The 15,220-nt window shown below is 74.3% G+C and carries 13 protein-coding genes and 1 riboswitch; of the genes, 7 read left to right on the plus strand and 6 right to left on the minus strand.

Features of this window, described 5'->3' with window-relative positions:
• The first annotated feature begins 376 nt into the window (after window positions 1-376).
• Together D0D15_RS02650 and D0D15_RS02655 are read left to right on the plus strand one after the other, a co-directional pair.
• A complete protein-coding gene (locus tag D0D15_RS02650) occupies window positions 377-1,771 on the plus strand; it encodes a Dyp-type peroxidase (RefSeq protein WP_094006241.1) in 1,395 nt (464 codons plus the stop codon).
• A 93-nt stretch (window positions 1,772-1,864) separates the two neighbouring features.
• Window positions 1,865-2,650, plus strand: a complete 786-nt coding sequence (locus D0D15_RS02655; protein ID WP_094006240.1) for a DeoR/GlpR family DNA-binding transcription regulator — start codon at window positions 1,865-1,867, stop codon at window positions 2,648-2,650.
• A 188-nt stretch (window positions 2,651-2,838) separates the two neighbouring features.
• Here D0D15_RS02655 and D0D15_RS02660 read toward each other — a convergent pair whose 3' ends face one another.
• Together D0D15_RS02660 and D0D15_RS02665 are read right to left on the minus strand one after the other, a co-directional pair.
• Window positions 2,839-4,314 (minus strand): cobyric acid synthase, encoded by a 1,476-nt coding sequence (locus tag D0D15_RS02660; RefSeq protein ID WP_094006239.1) that lies wholly within the window; start codon window positions 4,312-4,314, stop codon window positions 2,839-2,841.
• Window positions 4,311-5,243, minus strand: a complete 933-nt coding sequence (locus D0D15_RS02665) for a cobalamin biosynthesis protein (protein WP_162830492.1) — start codon at window positions 5,241-5,243, stop codon at window positions 4,311-4,313. The genes D0D15_RS02660 and D0D15_RS02665 overlap by 4 nt, the downstream gene beginning before the upstream one ends.
• A 36-nt stretch (window positions 5,244-5,279) precedes the next feature.
• On the opposite strand from D0D15_RS02665, the gene cobU reads away from it, so the two are divergent.
• Genes cobU through D0D15_RS02680 form a run of 3 tightly spaced genes read left to right on the plus strand, consistent with a single transcriptional unit; the run spans window position 5,280 to window position 7,676 of the window.
• Window positions 5,280-5,900: a bifunctional adenosylcobinamide kinase/adenosylcobinamide-phosphate guanylyltransferase gene (gene cobU / locus D0D15_RS02670; protein WP_094006237.1), complete on the plus strand. Its 621-nt coding sequence runs from the start codon at window positions 5,280-5,282 to the stop codon at window positions 5,898-5,900.
• Window positions 5,897-6,922, plus strand: a complete 1,026-nt coding sequence (gene cobT / locus D0D15_RS02675; protein ID WP_115944210.1) for a nicotinate-nucleotide--dimethylbenzimidazole phosphoribosyltransferase — start codon at window positions 5,897-5,899, stop codon at window positions 6,920-6,922. Before cobU ends, cobT begins: the two co-directional genes overlap by 4 nt.
• A 22-nt stretch (window positions 6,923-6,944) precedes the next feature.
• Window positions 6,945-7,676: an adenosylcobinamide-GDP ribazoletransferase gene (locus tag D0D15_RS02680; RefSeq protein WP_115944211.1), complete on the plus strand. Its 732-nt coding sequence runs from the start codon at window positions 6,945-6,947 to the stop codon at window positions 7,674-7,676.
• Window positions 7,677-8,062: 386 nt separating this feature from the next.
• On the opposite strand, the gene cobC is transcribed toward D0D15_RS02680, so the two are convergent.
• The 4 genes from cobC to D0D15_RS02705 are packed head-to-tail and all read right to left on the minus strand — an operon-like array spanning window position 8,063 to window position 12,954.
• Window positions 8,063-9,076, minus strand: coding sequence for an Rv2231c family histidinol phosphate aminotransferase CobC (gene cobC, locus D0D15_RS02690; RefSeq protein WP_094006234.1), 1,014 nt, complete (start codon window positions 9,074-9,076; stop codon window positions 8,063-8,065).
• Window positions 9,069-10,403 (minus strand): cobyrinic acid a,c-diamide synthase CobB, encoded by a 1,335-nt coding sequence (locus D0D15_RS02695; RefSeq protein WP_115944212.1) that lies wholly within the window; start codon window positions 10,401-10,403, stop codon window positions 9,069-9,071. Before D0D15_RS02695 ends, cobC begins: the two co-directional genes overlap by 8 nt.
• Complete coding sequence (cobO, locus tag D0D15_RS02700; protein ID WP_094006232.1) at window positions 10,397-11,011, minus strand: cob(I)yrinic acid a,c-diamide adenosyltransferase; 615 nt, start codon at window positions 11,009-11,011, stop codon at window positions 10,397-10,399. Before cobO ends, D0D15_RS02695 begins: the two co-directional genes overlap by 7 nt.
• On the minus strand, window positions 11,011-12,954 hold the full coding sequence (locus D0D15_RS02705) for a putative cobaltochelatase (RefSeq protein WP_115944213.1): 1,944 nt from the start codon (window positions 12,952-12,954) through the stop codon (window positions 11,011-11,013). The genes cobO and D0D15_RS02705 overlap by 1 nt, the downstream gene beginning before the upstream one ends.
• An 81-nt stretch (window positions 12,955-13,035) precedes the next feature.
• Window positions 13,036-13,095, minus strand: a riboswitch (cobalamin riboswitch).
• Window positions 13,096-13,152: 57 nt separating this feature from the next.
• Between D0D15_RS02705 and cbiE the strand changes: the two genes are divergently transcribed.
• Together cbiE and cobM are read left to right on the plus strand one after the other, a co-directional pair.
• A complete protein-coding gene (gene cbiE / locus D0D15_RS02710) occupies window positions 13,153-14,313 on the plus strand; it encodes a precorrin-6y C5,15-methyltransferase (decarboxylating) subunit CbiE (protein ID WP_115944214.1) in 1,161 nt (386 codons plus the stop codon).
• Complete coding sequence (gene cobM / locus D0D15_RS02715; protein ID WP_094006229.1) at window positions 14,310-15,089, plus strand: precorrin-4 C(11)-methyltransferase; 780 nt, start codon at window positions 14,310-14,312, stop codon at window positions 15,087-15,089. Before cbiE ends, cobM begins: the two co-directional genes overlap by 4 nt.
• Window positions 15,090-15,220: the final 131 nt, after the last annotated feature.

The raw sequence follows: 15,220 nt of genomic DNA on the forward strand, positions 1-15,220 counted from the left end.
ACACAACACCAACCGCCACCCGGCAGCGCACAGCAACAACCCCCCAAACCACTGCCCCTCCCGCACCCGATCCCCAGCCCAAATCGGTTGCCGAGCAGCGGGGTCAAGGCACGCTTTCCCGCCTTGACGCGACTTCTCGGCAACCAAACACTGAAAGATCGGGTTCGGGAGGGCTACCAATCCGGGCGTTGCGAAGCGAAGCCGGTGCAGTAGACACCCGCGTAGCGGCCCCCCGCTAATCCGATCGAGTGAAAACACGCCCATTTCGTACTTGACCGCCCTCCGCGGCGACTTAGGAGCAGGTGACGGCGCCGCACACGACAGGGGCCTCGCGGCGCCGCCACCGTGACTGGGGTCAATCCACGAGGGGGCGTTCATGCCTGTCGACCTGTCCACCACGCTGTCCTGGAAGTCCGCCGACGGCGAAGCGGCCGCCATGCTGGCCGAGCTGCAGCCGAACATCCTGAAGGCGCACGTCCGGGACCGCCTCACCGTGCTGTTCCTCGGCTTCGGCGACGCCGCCGAAGCACGTACCTTCCTGCGGGGCCTGAGCGGGCTGATGAAGTCCGCCAAGGCGCACCTGGAGGAAGTCGAGGCGCACAAGCGCACCAAGACCGCCGGCACGCCTTATCTGGGCGTCGGCCTGTCCGCGCACGGCTACGCCACGCTCGGCGTCACCGCGCCGGCCGATCCGTCGTTCACCGCGGGCGCGAAGGCCGCCGTCGAGAAGCTCGCCGACCCGGCCGTCACCGAGTGGGAAGGCCACTACCAGCAGACGATCGACGCCGTGGTCCTCATCGGCGACGCCACCGCCGGACCGGTCCGCACCCTGCGCCGTCAGGTCGAGGCGCTGCGCCCGGCGTCGGTCACGATCCTCGGCGAGGAGTCCGGCCACGGGATGGCCAACGCCAACGGCGACGGCATCGAGCACTTCGGCTACGTCGACGGGCGCAGCCAGCCGCTGTTCCTCACCGAGGACGTCGACGCCGAGCGGGACACCACCGACGGCGTCAGCGAGTGGGACCCGTCGGCGCCGCTGGAGCAGATCCTCGTGCCCGACCCGGCCGCGCCGGACCCCACCGTCCACTTCGGAAGCTACTTCGTGTTCCGCAAGCTGGAGCAGAACGTCCGGCTGTTCAAGGAGGCCGAGCGCGACCTGGCGCACGACCTCGGGCTGCGTGGCGAGGACCGGGAGCGGGCCGGCGCGATGCTGGTCGGCCGGTTCGAGGACGGCACCCCGCTGACCGTGCAGAGCGCGCCCGGCTCACACCACCCGGTGGGCAACGACTTCAGCTACGACAGCGACAAGCTGGGCCAGAAGTGCCCGTTCCACGCGCACATCCGCAAGACCAACCCGCGCGGGTCCGGCGGGGCGGAGGCACCGGAGGAGGAGCGCAAGCACCTGATGGCCCGCCGCGGCCAGACCTACGGCCGCCGCCACGACGACCCGAACGCCGACCTGCCGCCGCGGCTGCGCCCGGCCAAGGACGTCGGCCTGCTGTTCATGGCCTTCAACTCGAGCCTGGGCAACCAGTTCGAGTTCACGCAGCAGATCTGGGCGAACAACCCCGCCTTCCCGTTCCCGCCGGACGGTTCCCAGCCGGGCCTGGATCCGGTCATCGGGCAGGGCACCCGGGAACCGCAGAAATACCCGCCGGAATGGGGCCACAACAACGTGGCCGAGGCCGCCGATCCCATTCCGCAGGCGGTCACCATGAAGGGCGGCGAATACTTCTTCATGCCGTCGCTGGCGTTCCTGCGGAGCCTGTGAGGAAAATTCCGACAGCCCGCCGGGTGCGCCGCCCGGCGGGCCGGTCTCATGATCAGTGTTCACAATGCGCGCGCGAGCGGGTATGACTGATGCGTGGACAGGCATGAGCGGTTGAACACGCTGCTCGAAATGATCGGCCAGCAGGGCCGGGTCGAGGTGGATCAGGCGGCGGAGAAGCTGAGCGTCTCCCCCGCGACGGTCCGCCGCGATCTCGATCATTTGGCAGGACGCCAATTGCTCACGAGAACGCGCGGTGGCGCCCTCGCCGGTAATGTCGCCTACGACCTCCCCGGCAGGCACCGCGCCGCCCAGCACACCGTGGAAAAGCGCCGCATCGCCGAGGCCGCGGCCCGTCTGGTGGATCGCGGAATGGTGATCGGGTTCAACGGCGGCACCACCACGACCGAGGTGAGCCGCGCGATCGCGACCCGGCCGGAATTCAACGACCGCGGCAGTTCCCCGGCGCTCACCGTGGTCACCAACGCGGTGAACATCGCGTACGAGCTGACCGTGCGGCAGAGCATCCGGCTGGTCAGCACGGGCGGGGTGGCGCGGCCGCAGTCGTTCGAGCTGACCGGGCACCTGGCCGGGATGGTGCTGGAGGAGGTCAGCCTCGACCTGGCGTTCCTCGGGGTGGACGCGGTCGATCCGCTACGGGGCGCGTACGCCCACCACGAGGCCGAGGCGGCGATCGTCAAGCTGCTCGCGCACCGCGCCAAGAAGGTCGTGGTGGTCACCGACAGCTCGAAGCTCGGCGGCTACGCGTTCGCCCGCATCTGCCCGACGCTCGACATCGACCTGCTGATCACCGATTCGGCGGCGGAGCCGGACCTGGTGTCGGCCTTCGAACTGGAGGGCGTGCGGGTCACGCTCGTCTGAGGGCGCGAGTCCCACACCCAGGCCCGCGAGTCCCACACTCAGGCCCGCGAGTCCCACGTTCAGCGGCGGTGCGGGGCGCGGGGCTGTGGGGAACTCCCCAGCAGGAATGCAGAACTCGCGAGCAGGAATGCAGAACTCGCGAGCGGGAACGTGGGACTCGCGGACGGGAACGTGGGACTCGCGGACGGTCAGCCCACGCGGGGCAGGCCCTCCGGCGCGCCCCGCTCGATCAACCGCAGCAGGGCGCCGGTGTCCAGGCACTGCTCGACCGCGTCGGCGAGCCGGTCCAGCATCGACTCGCGCAGGGCCGCGAACCCGGGCGCCCCCGCCGCCGGTGACCAGGACACCCCGGCCTGCGCCGCCGCCTCCACCAGCCACGCCCGGCGGAACCCGTCGTTGTCCAGGGTGCCGTGCCAGGTCGTGCCCCACACCGACCCGCGCCGCCAGCCGTCCAGGAACGGCTCGGCGCCGTCCCCGGTCGCCGTCGCGCTGCCGTGGTGGATCTCGTAGGCCGCCACCTCGTGCCCGCGCCACCGCGCGACCGGCCGCCCGAGCACCTTCTCCGCGCTGAACGACACCCGCGTCGGCAGCAGACCGAGCCCGGGCACGGTCCCGGCGCCGGACTCGACGTCGTCCACAATGGTTTCCGCGAGCATCTGGTAGCCGCCGCAGATCCCCAGCACCGGCTGCCCGGCGGCGGCACGCGCGGCGAGCGCGGGCTCCAGGCCGCGCTCCCGCAGCCACCGCAGATCACTCACCGTGGCGCGGGTGCCGGGCAGCACGACCAGGTCCGCGGCGCGCACCGTGTCGGGGTCCGCGGTCAGCGTGACCGTCACGCCCGGTTCGGCGGCGAGGGCGTCCACATCGGTCGCGTTCGAGGCGCGCGGGAACCGCACGACCGCGACCCGCAGCCCGCCCGTGGCCTGCTGTTCGTGCCGCCAGCCCGCGACGGCGAGCGCGTCCTCGGAATCGATCCACACCCCGTCCAGCCACGGCAGCACCCCCAGCACCGGCCGGTGCGTCAGCTCCGCGATGCGGTCCAGACCCGGCCGCAGCAGCGTCTCGTCGCCGCGGAACTTGTTCACCACCCAGCCCGCGAGCAGCGCCTGGTCCTCGGGTTCCAGCAGCGCGACCGTCCCGTACATCGCGGCCAGCATGCCACCGCGGTCGATGTCGCCGACGACCACCACCGGCAGCCCGAACCGCCGGGCCAGCCCCAGGTTCACGTAGTCGCCCTGGCGCAGGTTGATCTCGGCCGGGCTGCCCGCGCCCTCGCACACCACGACGTCGAACCGCGTGCGCAGCTCGTCGAACGCCTCGAAGGCGAGGCGCGCCAGCTCGCGGCGGCCGGTGGCGAACTCGCCGGCCTCCAGCGTCCCGAACGGCTTGCCGAGCGCGATGACGTGGCTGCGCCGATCGCTGCCCGGTTTGAGCAGCACCGGGTTCATCGCGGCCTCCGGCTCGACCCCGGCGGCGACCGCCTGCAGCCACTGCGCGCGGCCGATCTCCGCGCCGTCCGCGCAGACCATCGAGTTGTTCGACATGTTCTGCGCCTTGAACGGCGCCACCCGCAGCCCACGGCGCGCCAGCCAGCGGCAGATGCCGGCGGTGACCAGGCTCTTCCCGGCGTCCGACGTGGTCCCGGCGACCAGCAGGCCCCTCATCGCGCCACCACCGCGGCCAGGGCGAGCGCGGCCAGCCCGGCCGCGCGCGACAACCGCACCGCCCGGCGCCGGTCGGCCACGCCGGGCGCGGGGCCGTCACCGAGCGTGCCGCGGTCCTCGGTCCGGCCGCCGTAGCTGTTCACCCCGCCCAGCCGCACGTCGAGCGCGCCCGCGAAGGCGGCCTCGATCTGCCCGGCGTTGGGGCTCGGGTGCTGTCCGGCGTCCCGCCGCCACACGCGCAGCGACCACCCCGGGCGGCCACCCACCACACGCGCGCAGAGTGCCGTGATCAGCGCCCCGGCGCGGGCGGGTACCAGGTTGGCGAGGTCGTCCCCGCGGGCGGCGGCCCAGCCGAACCGCTCGAAGCGCGGGGTCCGGTGCCCGACCATCGCGTCGAGCGTGTTGAGCGCCCGGTACCCGAGCAGCCCCGGCACCCCGGCCACCGCGCCCCATAGCAGAGGCGCGACGACCGCGTCGCTGGTGTTCTCGGCGATCGACTCGGTGGCGGCCCTGGCCAGGCCCTTGTCGTCCAGGACGGAGGCGTCGCGCCCGCACAGGTGGCCCAGCCGCTGCCGCGCGGCGGGCACGTCACCGGACTCCAGCCGCACCGCCATCGCCTCGCCCTCGTTCGCCAGGCCGCGGCCGCCGAGGACGGTCCAGGTCGCCAGCGCGGTCACCGCGACACGCGCGGCCGGGCGCCGGCGCGTCGCGGCCTGGGCGAGCGCCCCCAGCCCGGCGGCGGCGCCGACGCAGGTCGCGGCGTACGGGGCGCCGCGCGCCCGCGAATCGGCCCAGACCCGCTGCTCCAGGGCTTTCGCGGCGCGCCCGAACAACGCGACCGGATGGCCGCGCCGCGGATCACCGAGGGCCGCGTCCAGCGCGTAACCGGCCACGAGACCGAGCGCGGTCAACGATCTTGCATACACCACACCCGGGACGGTAGCTCGTGCACGAGAATGCCGGGTATGACCAAGCTGACCCAGCGGCTGGCCGCCTCACTGGAGGCCGCCGCCCGGCTGCTCCGCCGGTACGGGGACGACGAGGTGAAGGTGCTGGTCCTGGGCGGGGTTCGCTCGGGCAAGTCGCGCCACGCCGAGCGTCTGATGGCCCGCCATCCCGAAGTCGTCTACGTCGCGCCGGGCCCGGTGCCCAGCGGCGACGATCCCGAATGGGCGGCGCGGATCGCGCTGCACCAGGCCCGCAGACCGGCGAACTGGCGCACGGTGGAGACCGGTGACCTCGCCACGACGGTCCGGAAGGCGTCGCGGCCGCTGCTGATCGACTGCCTGGGCACCTGGGTCACGCGCGTGCTCGGCGACGTCGGCGCGTGGGAGGCCAAGCAGGGCTGGGAGCTGCGGCTGGACGAGCGCATGGAGGAGTTCCTCGACGCGTGGCGGGACGCGCACGTGCCGATCGTGGCGGTGACGAACGAGGTCGGCATGGGTGTGGTGCCCGCGACAGCCTCCGGGCGGTTGTTCCGTGATGTGCTGGGGGCGCTCAACGACCGCGTCGCGGCCCAGGCGGACAGCGTCCAGCTGGTGGTCGCGGGGCGCGTCCTGCACCTCGGCGAAAGGGCTCTGCTGTGACCGGATTCGACATCCCGGCGCCCGACGCGGCCGCGCACGCCACCGCGCTGGAGCGGCTGGACGCGCTGGTCAAGCCGGTCGGCGCGCTGGGGCGGCTGGAGGAGCTGGCCGCGTGGCTGTGCGCCGCGTCCGGGCAGGTCCCGCCGCCGCCGATCGAGCGGCCGCGGGTGGTCGTGTTCGCCGGGGACCACGGGGTGAGCCGGCTGTCGGCGTACCCGCGCGAGGTGACCGCGGCGATGGTGCGGGTGTTCCTGGCCGGCAAGAGCGGGGTGAACGTGCTGGCCCGCGAGGCCGGCGCGGGGGTCCGGGTGCTGGACATCGCGGTGGACGACGACCTGTCGGACGTGCCCGCGGAGGTGCGCGCGTGGAAGGTCCGGCGCGGCTCGGGGTCGATCGAGGTCGAGGACGCGCTGGCGCCGGGTGAGGCTCGCCGGGCTTTCGAGGTGGGCCGCCGGGTCGCCGATGCCGAGGTGGACGACGGGGCGGACCTGCTCATCCCGGGTGACATGGGCATCGGCAACACGACGGTGGCGGCGGACCTGGTCGCCGCGGCGCTCGGGGTGCCGGCCGAGGAGGTCGTCGGCACCGGGACGGGCGTGGACGAGGCCGGGCGGGCGCGGAAGGTCGCCGTGGTGCGGGCCGCGGTCGAGCGGGCGGGCGCGCGGGTGGCGGACCCGTTCGAGCTGCTGACGGCGCTGGGCAGCGCCTGCGCCGCCGCGACTGCCGGGTTCCTGGTGCAGGGCGCCGTGCGCGGGGTGCCGGTGTTGCTGGACGGCGTGTTCTCCGGCGCGGCCGCGGTGGTGGCGGCGGAGATCGCGCCGGAGGCCGCGCGGTGGTGGCTGGCCGGGCACCGGTCGACCGAGCCGTCGCAGGCGTTCGCGCTGAAGGCGCTCGGGCTGACCCCGATCCTGGACCTGGGCCTGCGTCTCGGCGAGGGCAGCGGGGCGGTCCAGGCGATCCCGACGCTGCGCGCGGCGCGGGCGATCATCGCGGACATGGGTCTGCTGGCCGACCTTGCCTGAGCGGGTTTCCGACGCGCTGCGGATGGCGCTGGGCACCCTGACCGCGCTCCCGGTGCCCGCGCCGCGCGTCATCGACCGGCGGGTGGCGGCCGGGGCGATGCTGCTGGCGCCCCTGGCCGCCGTGCCGCTCGCGGTCCTGGCCGGGCTGGTCGTCCTGGCCGGCGACGCACTCGGGCTGCCCGTGCTGGCCGGGGTCGGCGTGGTGGTCGGCGCGGTGGGTCTGGCCAGCCGGGGGCTGCACCTGGACGGCCTGGCCGACACCGCCGACGGTCTCGGCGCGTCCTTCGACCGCACCCGCGCGCTGGAGATCATGCGCCGCGGCGATTCCGGGCCCACCGGCGTCGCCACGCTGGTCCTCGTCCTGATCATCCAATGTGGAGCACTCGGCGGCGCGATCTCCGCGGGGCACGGGGTGACGGCGGCGGTGGCCGGCACGCTCGCGAGCCGCTGGGTGCTGGCGCTGTGCTGCACGCGCGGGGTGCCCTCCGCGCGCCCCGAGGGCCTGGGCGCCACGGTTGCCGGGAGCATCCGTCCGCTGTGGACGGCCGCGACACTCTGCGCCGCCGCCGGGCTGGCCACGCTCGCCCCCGGCCTGGAGTGGTGGCGGGGCCCACTCGCGGTGGCGGCGGCCGTCCTCGCGGCGGGCCTCGTGTTGTGGCGCTGCACCACCCGGCTGGGCGGCATCACCGGGGACGTGCTCGGTGCCTGCGTGGAGTTCGCCGCCGCCGCGAGCTGGCTAGCACTGGCGCCGTAACGCGAGGAGCAGCGCGGCCGCCGTCAGCACCGCCCCGAACCAGACGACGCTGGTGCCCCAGGTGGCCGGCGAACAGCCCGCCGAACAGCGCCCCCAGCGCGATGGACGTGTTGTAGGCCATGGTGTTGAGCGGCATCGCGGCCTCGAACGTCTCCGGCCCGGCCGCGAGCGTCAGGTTGACCTGCGCTCAGCCCGGCCCAGACGAGGAACGGCACGCCCAGCCCGGCCGGCACGCCCTGCAGGGTGACCATCAGCCCGGCGACGCCCACGGTGACACCGAGACCGGGCGGACTTCCTGGGTGACCACGCCTGGAAGCCTGCTTGACCGCGATCAATGAGTCCAACACATGTTCGTCATCCCATGATGACTCAGCGCGAGTGATCCCTCAGCGCAGACGCCGTAGCGCGTCCAGGAAGCCGTCGGTCACCGCCGGGTCCCGCACGGCGATTCGGAGCCAGTCCCCGTCCAGGCCGGGGAACGTGTCGCCCCGGCGGAGGGCGTAGCCGGCTTCCCGCAGGCGCAGGCGTAGCTCGGCCGCGCCGGGGATCCGCACCAGCACGAACGGGCCCCGCGGCGTGCCGGCCACCTCGACGCCCAGCGAGCGCAGCCCGCTGACCAGGTACTCCCGGTCCTGCTCCGCCCGCACCGCCAGCTTGTCCGCCTCGTCCAGAGCGGATGGGCGGCTGCAGGCGACCACCGCCCGCGCGGCGAGCGTCGACACCGACCACGGGGGCTGCACGGCCCGCAGCGCCTCCACAACGGACGGTTCGGCCAGCACGTACCCGGCGCGCAGGCCCGCGATCCCCCACGTCTTCGTCAGGCTGCGGATCACCACCACGCCCGGAAGCCGTTCCCCCGCCAGGCTTTCCGGCTCACCCGGCACCGCGTCCAGGAACGCCTCGTCCACCACCAGAATCCGGCCCGGCCGCACCAGCGCGCGCAACGCCGCCGCCGGATGCAGCACCGACGTCGGATTGGTGGGGTTGCCGACGAACACCAGATCCGCGTCCGCGGGCACCGGTCCGAGCGCGAAACCGTCCGAAGCGGACAGTACGACCCGGTCCACCGCGTGCCCCGCCGCGCGCAACGCCGCCTCCGGCTCGGTGAACTGCGGGTGCACGACCACCGCGTGCCGCGCCCGCATCGCGTTGGCCAGCAACGTGAACGCCTCCGCCGCGCCGGCCGTCACCAGCACGTCCAGTACGTCCCGGCCGTGCCGCGCGGCCACCGCCTGGGCAGCCGCGTCAACCGAGGGATACGCGGCCAGGTCGTCCAGCGCCGCGGCCAGTTCGGCGCGCAGCCACGCCGGTGGTGCCGGCAGCCGCACGTTCACCGCCAGGTCCACCAGGCCGTCCCCGACCTCGCGATCCCCGTGGTGGTGCAGGTCGTAGTCAGCCATGCGCGTGCACCGCCGCCGCGAACCGCCGCGCCAGCGCGGGATGCCCGGCCCAGTGGACGTGCAGGTAGGACGCGTGCAGCGTGGGCGAGGCGAACCCCTCCGCGGCGCCGTCCCACTCCCACGCCGCCACCGCGCCCGCGCGGGGCGTCACCACGGTCCGGTGGAACTCGTGCCCGGTCACCCGCTCCCCGGCCCGGGCCAGCAGGTGGTCCTGCACGGCGGAAGCCGTGCGGTACCCCAGCGCGCCCCGCCGGGTCATCACCGCCGAGGCGTCCAGCGCCCCGACCATCGGCAGCCCGTCCAGCTCCCGGCACAGGTACAGCAACCCGGCGCACTCGGCCACCACCGGCATCCCGCGCCGGATCGCCGCGGCCAGCTCCTCGCGCAGCGGCGCGTTCGCCGACAGGTCCTCGACGTGCACCTCGGGGAACCCGCCCCCGAAGTACAGCCCGGCGCACCCCTCGGGCAACGCCTTGTCGTGCAACGGATCCAGATCCACGACGTCCACACCGGACGCCGCCAGCAACTCCACCGTCTCGGTGTACCGGAACGTGAACGCCGGCCCCGCGGCCGCCGCCACCACCCGCCGCGGCCCCGAGTACGACCCCGTCGGCTCCCACGCCGGCGCAGTCAGAGCCGGAGCCGACCGCGCCACCCGCACGATCGCCTCCAGGTCCACCCCGTCGGACACCCACGCGGCCAGCTGCGGCAGCAGCTCCCGCGACTCGGCGTCCCGCTCGGCCGCCGGCACCAGCCCGAGGTGACGGCTCGGCGCGTGGATGTCGTCGCTGCGCCGCAACGCGCCCAGCACCGGAATCCCGGTGCGCACCAGGGCCGCGCGGATCTCCTCCTCGTGCCGCGGCGACCCCAGCTTGTTGAGGATCACCCCGGCGATCTGCACGCCCGGCTCGAAGTGCGCGAACCCGAGCACCATCGCCGCGACGCTGCGGCTCGCCGCGGACGCGTCCACCACGAGCACCACCGGCGCGCCCAGCGGCCGCGCGACGTGCGCCGTCGACGCGTAGCCCTCGGTGCCGAGCTGCCCGTCGAACAGCCCCATCACGCCTTCGATCACCGCGATGTCCGCGCCCGCGGAACCGTGCCGCAGCAACGGCGCCAGCAGGTCCTCGCCCTGCAGGAACGGATCGAGATTCCGCGGCGGCCGGCCGGTGGCGAGCGAGTGGTAGCCCGGATCGATGAAATCCGGCCCGACCTTGTGCCCGGAGACCGTCAGCCCACGCGCCCGCAGCGCGGCCATGAGCCCGGTGGCGATCGTCGTCTTGCCGTGCCCGGACGCGGGCGCGGCGATGACGACGCGGTTCACCATTCGATGCCCCGCTGGCCCTTTTGCCCGGTGTCCATCGGGTGCTTGACCTTCGTCATGCGGGTGACCAGGTCCGCGGCCTCGATCAGCTCCTCCGGCGCGTTCCGGCCGGTGATCACGACGTGCTGACGGCCCGGCCGGTCGCGCAGCGCGGCGACCACCTCGGCGGTGTCGATCCAGCCCCAGTGCAGCGGGTAGGTGAACTCGTCCAGCACGTAGAAGTCGTGGCGCTCCTCGGCGAGGCGGCGCTTGATCTCCGCCCAGCCCTCGCGCGCGTTGGCGGCGTGGTCCTCGTCGGACCCGGGCTTGCGCGACCAGCTCCAGCCCTCGCCCATCTTGTGCCACTCGACGGGCCCGCCCTGGCCGCTGCTCTCGTGCAGGGCACCCAGCGCGCGGAACGCGTTCTCCTCGCCCACCTTCCACTTCGCCGACTTGACGAACTGGAACACGCCGATCGACCAGCCCTGGTTCCACGCCCGCAGCGCCATCCCGAACGCGGCGGTCGACTTGCCCTTCATCTCGCCGGTGTGCACGGCCAGCAACGGCCGGTTGCGGCGCTGGCGGGTGGTGAGCCCGTCGTCGGGCACGACCAGCGGTTTCCCCTGCGGCATCAGGCAGCCCTCCTGCGCACCTCGGTGGCCAGCGCCGCCGCGGCGACCTCGCCCAGCGGCACGTGCTCGCCGCCCAGCCGCGCGGCCAGTTCCGCCGCGAGACCCAGGCGCATCCGCCCGGCCTCGCAGTCCATCACCACGGACGCGATTCCCGCGCCGGCCAGCATCTCGGCGGCCCGCTGCGAGCGCGCGACCGCGTCCGCGCCGCTGGTGGCCCGGCCGTCGGTGACCACCACGAGCAGCGGACGGCGACGCGGGTCGCGCACCGCCTCGACCCGCAGCACCCGCGCGGCCTCCAGCAGTCCTTCCGCCAGCGGCGTCCGCCCACCGGTCGGCAGCGCCTCCAGCCGCGCGGCGGCGGCCTCGACGCTGACGGTCGGCGGCAGCGCCAGCTCCGCGGCACCGGCGCGGAAGGTGACCAGCCCGACCTTGTCCCGCCGCTGGTAGGCGTCCAGCAGCAGGGACAGGACCGCGGCCTTCACCTCGCGCATCCGCGACTTCGCGCCCATCGAGCCGGACGCGTCGACGCAGAACAACACGAGGTTGCCCTCGCGGCCCTCGCGCAGCGCGAACCGCAGGTCGCCGGGGCGCAGCACCAGGCCCGCGCCGTCGCGCCCGCGGGTTTTCTGGTGCGGCGCGGCGGCCCGCACGGTCGCGACCAGGTGCGGCCGCCCCGCGCGCGTGCCGGGCGGCCGGACGCCGATGGTCCGTCCGGCGTCGGTCACCGCGCGGGATCGCTTGCCGTGCGCCCCTTCGCCGAGACCGGCGACGCTGAACATCCTGGCGCGATAGGGCTTTCCCGCGCCGACGGACTGCTGCTCGCTCCCGCCGCCGCCCGGTTCGCCACCGCTGTCGTTCTGGTGCCCCTGTTGGGTTTCGGCCGGCGCCTCGGAACCAGAGCCGGGACCGTCGTCGTCCGGCGGGCCCGGGTCCTCGGGCGGCTCGGCGTCGCGCAACGCCTGCTCCAGCTGTTCCTCGTCGATGCCCGGCGCGTCGAACGGGTTGCGGCGGCGCCGGTGCGGCAACGCGAGCCGCGCCGCCACGCGGATGTCCTCTGTGGACACCTCGGTGCGCCCGCTCCACGCCGCGTGGGCGACCGCGGTGCGGGCGGTGACGATGTCCGCGCGCATCCCGTCCACCTCGAAGGCCGCGCACACCTCGGCGATCTGCCGCAGCGCTTCGTCGGTCAGCTCGACCGACGGCAGGAGCTTCTGCGCCGCCGCGATCTCGGCCGCGAGCTGGGCGTCGTCGTCGGCGTAGCGGGCGGCGAAGGAGTCCGGATCGGCCTCGTAGGCAAGCCGACGGCGGATCACCTCGGCGCGCTGCTCCGGATCGCGGCTCGCGGCCACCTCGACGGTGAGGCCGAACCGGTCGAGCAGCTGCGGCCGCAGCTCGCCCTCCTCCGGGTTCATGGTGCCGATCAGCACGAACCGCGCCGCGTGCGACACCGACACGCCCTCGCGCTCGACCGTCGCGCGGCCCATCGCCGCCGCGTCGAGCAGCGTGTCGACCAGGTGGTCGTGCAGCAGGTTGACCTCGTCGACGTAGAGCAGGCCGCGGTGCGCGGCGGCGAGCAGGCCGGGCTGGAAGTCGGTGACGCCCTCGGTCAGCGCGCGTTCCAGGTTCAGCGAGCCGATCACGCGGTCCTCGGCCGCCCCCACCGGCAGCTCGACCAGCCGGGCGGGACGCCGCGCGGCGCGGGTGTCGTGCGGGGCGTCCGGGCAGTCCGGGTCGGGCGCGGCGGGGTCGCACGAGAAGCGGCACCCCTCGACGACGTCGACCTCGGGCAGCAGACCGGCCAGCGCGCGCACCATCGTCGACTTCGCAGTGCCCTTTTCGCCGCGCACCAGCACGCCGCCGATGGCCGGGGAGATCGCCGAGAGCACCAGTCCGAGCCGGAGGTCCGGCATCCCGACGACGGCGGTGAACGGATACGGCCTCAAGCGAACTCCTTCGCCACGCGCGGGTGTCCTCGCCCGCCTGAACAGGGCACGTGCCGGGCACGTAACGGCCGCCGAAGCTCTGGCTCCCGGCCTTCTGGCCGGTCACAGTGGCGGGACCGCCCCGGAGTCGCACCGGGTTCCTGCGGCGACCGTCGCCAGGATCATCGCATACGGTCTCCCCCCGTGAGGATCGTCGTTGTGGGTGTCCCGGCCGACGGGTGGGCCGGGCTGACCGAGCCCGCACGGGCCGAGATCGCGGCGGCCGAGGTGCTGTTCGGCGGCCGCCGGCAGCTGGACCTGGTGCCGCTCGACGTGGACAAGGTGCCGTGGCCGAGCCCGCTGCTGCCCGCGCTGGACGGCCTGTTCGCCGAGCACGCCGGGCGCCGGATCGGCGTGCTGGCCAGCGGCGATCCGCTGCTGTCGGGCATCGGGACGACGCTGGTCAGGCGGTTCGGCGCGGACTCCGTGCGGATCGTGCCCGCGGTGTCGTCGGTGGCGCTGGCGCGGGCGCGGATGGGCTGGTCGGCGGAGGAGACCGAGGTGGTCAGCGTCGTCGGGCGCAGCGTGCACCGGGTGAGCCGGGCGCTCGCGCCGAAGGCGCGGCTGGTGGTGCTCAGCTCCGACGCGGACACGCCCGCGCAACTGGCGCAGGTGTTGGTGGCAAGGGGTTTCGGCGAGAGCAAGCTCACGGTGCTGGAGCAGCTCGGCGGTCCGGCCGAACGCCGCGCCGAAGGCTTCGCGCGAGACTGGTCACACCCGGCTGGGGATCCGTTGAACGTCGTGGCGGTCGAGTGCGCGGGCCCGGCGTTGCCGACGCTGCCCGGGCTGCCCGACGACGCGTTCGAACACGACGGGCAGATCACCAAGCGCGACCTGCGGGCGTGCGCGCTGGCCGGGCTGGCGCCGGTGGCCGGTGAGCTGCTGTGGGACGTGGGCGCGGGCGCGGGGAGCGTCGGGATCGAGTGGTCGCGCGCGCATCCGGCGAACCGCGCGATCGCCGTCGAGCGCAGTGCCGGACGGGCCGCACGCATCCAGCGCAACGCGGACCGGCTGGGGGTGCCCGAACTGCGGGTGGTGACGGGCACCGCGCCGGAGGCGCTGGCGGACCTGCCCACGCCCGACGCGGTGTTCGTCGGCGGCGGGCTGGCGTCGCTGGACGCCTGCCTGGCGGCGCTGCGGCCCGGCGGGCGGCTGGTCGCGCACGCGGTGACGCTGGAGTCGGAGCAGGTCCTGGCGAGCGCGTACCGGCGGCACGACGGCGAGCTGATCCGGATCGCCGTCGAACACGCCGCCCCGCTCGGCGGGTTCACCGGCTGGACCCCCGCCCGGACCGTGACGCAATGGAGTTTCGTGAAATGACCGTGTTCTTCATCGGCGCCGGGCCCGGCGCGGCGGACCTGATCACCGTGCGCGGGCGCGACCTCCTGGCGCGCTGCGGCGTGTGCCTGTACCCCGGCAGCCTCACCCCGCCGGACCTGCTCGCCCACTGCCCCGCGGACGCGCGGCGGATCGACACGGCGGACCTGTCGCTGGACCAGATCGTCGGCGAGCTGGTCGCGGCGGACCGCGCGGGCCACGACGTGGCGCGGCTGTGCTCGGGCGACCCGTCGATCTACAGCGCGGTGGCCGAGCAGATGCGCCGCCTCGACGCGGCCGGTGTGCCGTACCAGGTGGTGCCCGGGGTGCCGGCGTTCGCCGCCGCGGCCGCGGAGCTGGGCCGCGAACTGACGGTGCCGACGATCGGGCAGAGCCTGGTCATCACGCGAGTCCAGGCCCGCTCGACGGCCATGCCGGCGGGCGAGACGCTGGCGAACTTCGCCGCCACCGGCACGACGCTGGCCGTGCACCTGGCGATCAACCGGATCGAGCAGGTGGTGGCGGAACTGCTCCCGCACTACGGCGCCGACTGCCCGGTGGCCGTGGTGCACTGCGCGAGCCAGCCGGGGCAACGCATCCTGCGCGGCACGCTGTCCGGCATCGCGCCGGAGGTGCGCGCCGCGGGAATCGACCGCGCGGCGGTGATCTTCGTGGGCCGCGTGCTGGCGGCGGAGAAGTTCCCGGACAGCTACCTGTACTCGGCGGCGCGGGACCGGTCGGAGAAGATCCGGATCGTCCCGAATCCGGGTATCGATTAGAAAAAGGCGGTTGCCGCCACGATTCACCGCTGGCCACGACGTGCTTCTCCCGCCCCGTTCCGGGCGGCGGCAGGAGCTGGCCGCGGACAGCCGGTCGGCGGGGTTCCACGCGCTCCTCGCCGATCCGGAGA

Source organism: Amycolatopsis thermalba (assembly GCF_003385215.1).
Taxonomy (GTDB): Bacteria; Actinomycetota; Actinomycetes; order Mycobacteriales; family Pseudonocardiaceae; genus Amycolatopsis_E; species Amycolatopsis_E thermalba.

Excerpts from the sequence above, each read along its gene's own strand:
- D0D15_RS02650 (WP_094006241.1), top strand. The coding sequence starts at position 377 with ATGCCTGTCGACCTGTCCACCACGCTGTCCTGGAAGTCCGCCGACGGC.
- D0D15_RS02680 (WP_115944211.1), top strand. The coding sequence starts at position 6,945 with ATGGCGCTGGGCACCCTGACCGCGCTCCCGGTGCCCGCGCCGCGCGTC.
- D0D15_RS02660 (WP_094006239.1), bottom strand. The coding sequence starts at position 4,314 with ATGAGGGGCCTGCTGGTCGCCGGGACCACGTCGGACGCCGGGAAGAGC.
- cobM (WP_094006229.1), top strand. The coding sequence starts at position 14,310 with ATGACCGTGTTCTTCATCGGCGCCGGGCCCGGCGCGGCGGACCTGATC.
- cobO (WP_094006232.1), bottom strand. The coding sequence starts at position 11,011 with ATGCCGCAGGGGAAACCGCTGGTCGTGCCCGACGACGGGCTCACCACC.
- D0D15_RS02695 (WP_115944212.1), bottom strand. The coding sequence starts at position 10,403 with ATGGTGAACCGCGTCGTCATCGCCGCGCCCGCGTCCGGGCACGGCAAG.
- cobU (WP_094006237.1), top strand. The coding sequence starts at position 5,280 with ATGACCAAGCTGACCCAGCGGCTGGCCGCCTCACTGGAGGCCGCCGCC.
- cobC (WP_094006234.1), bottom strand. The coding sequence starts at position 9,076 with ATGGCTGACTACGACCTGCACCACCACGGGGATCGCGAGGTCGGGGAC.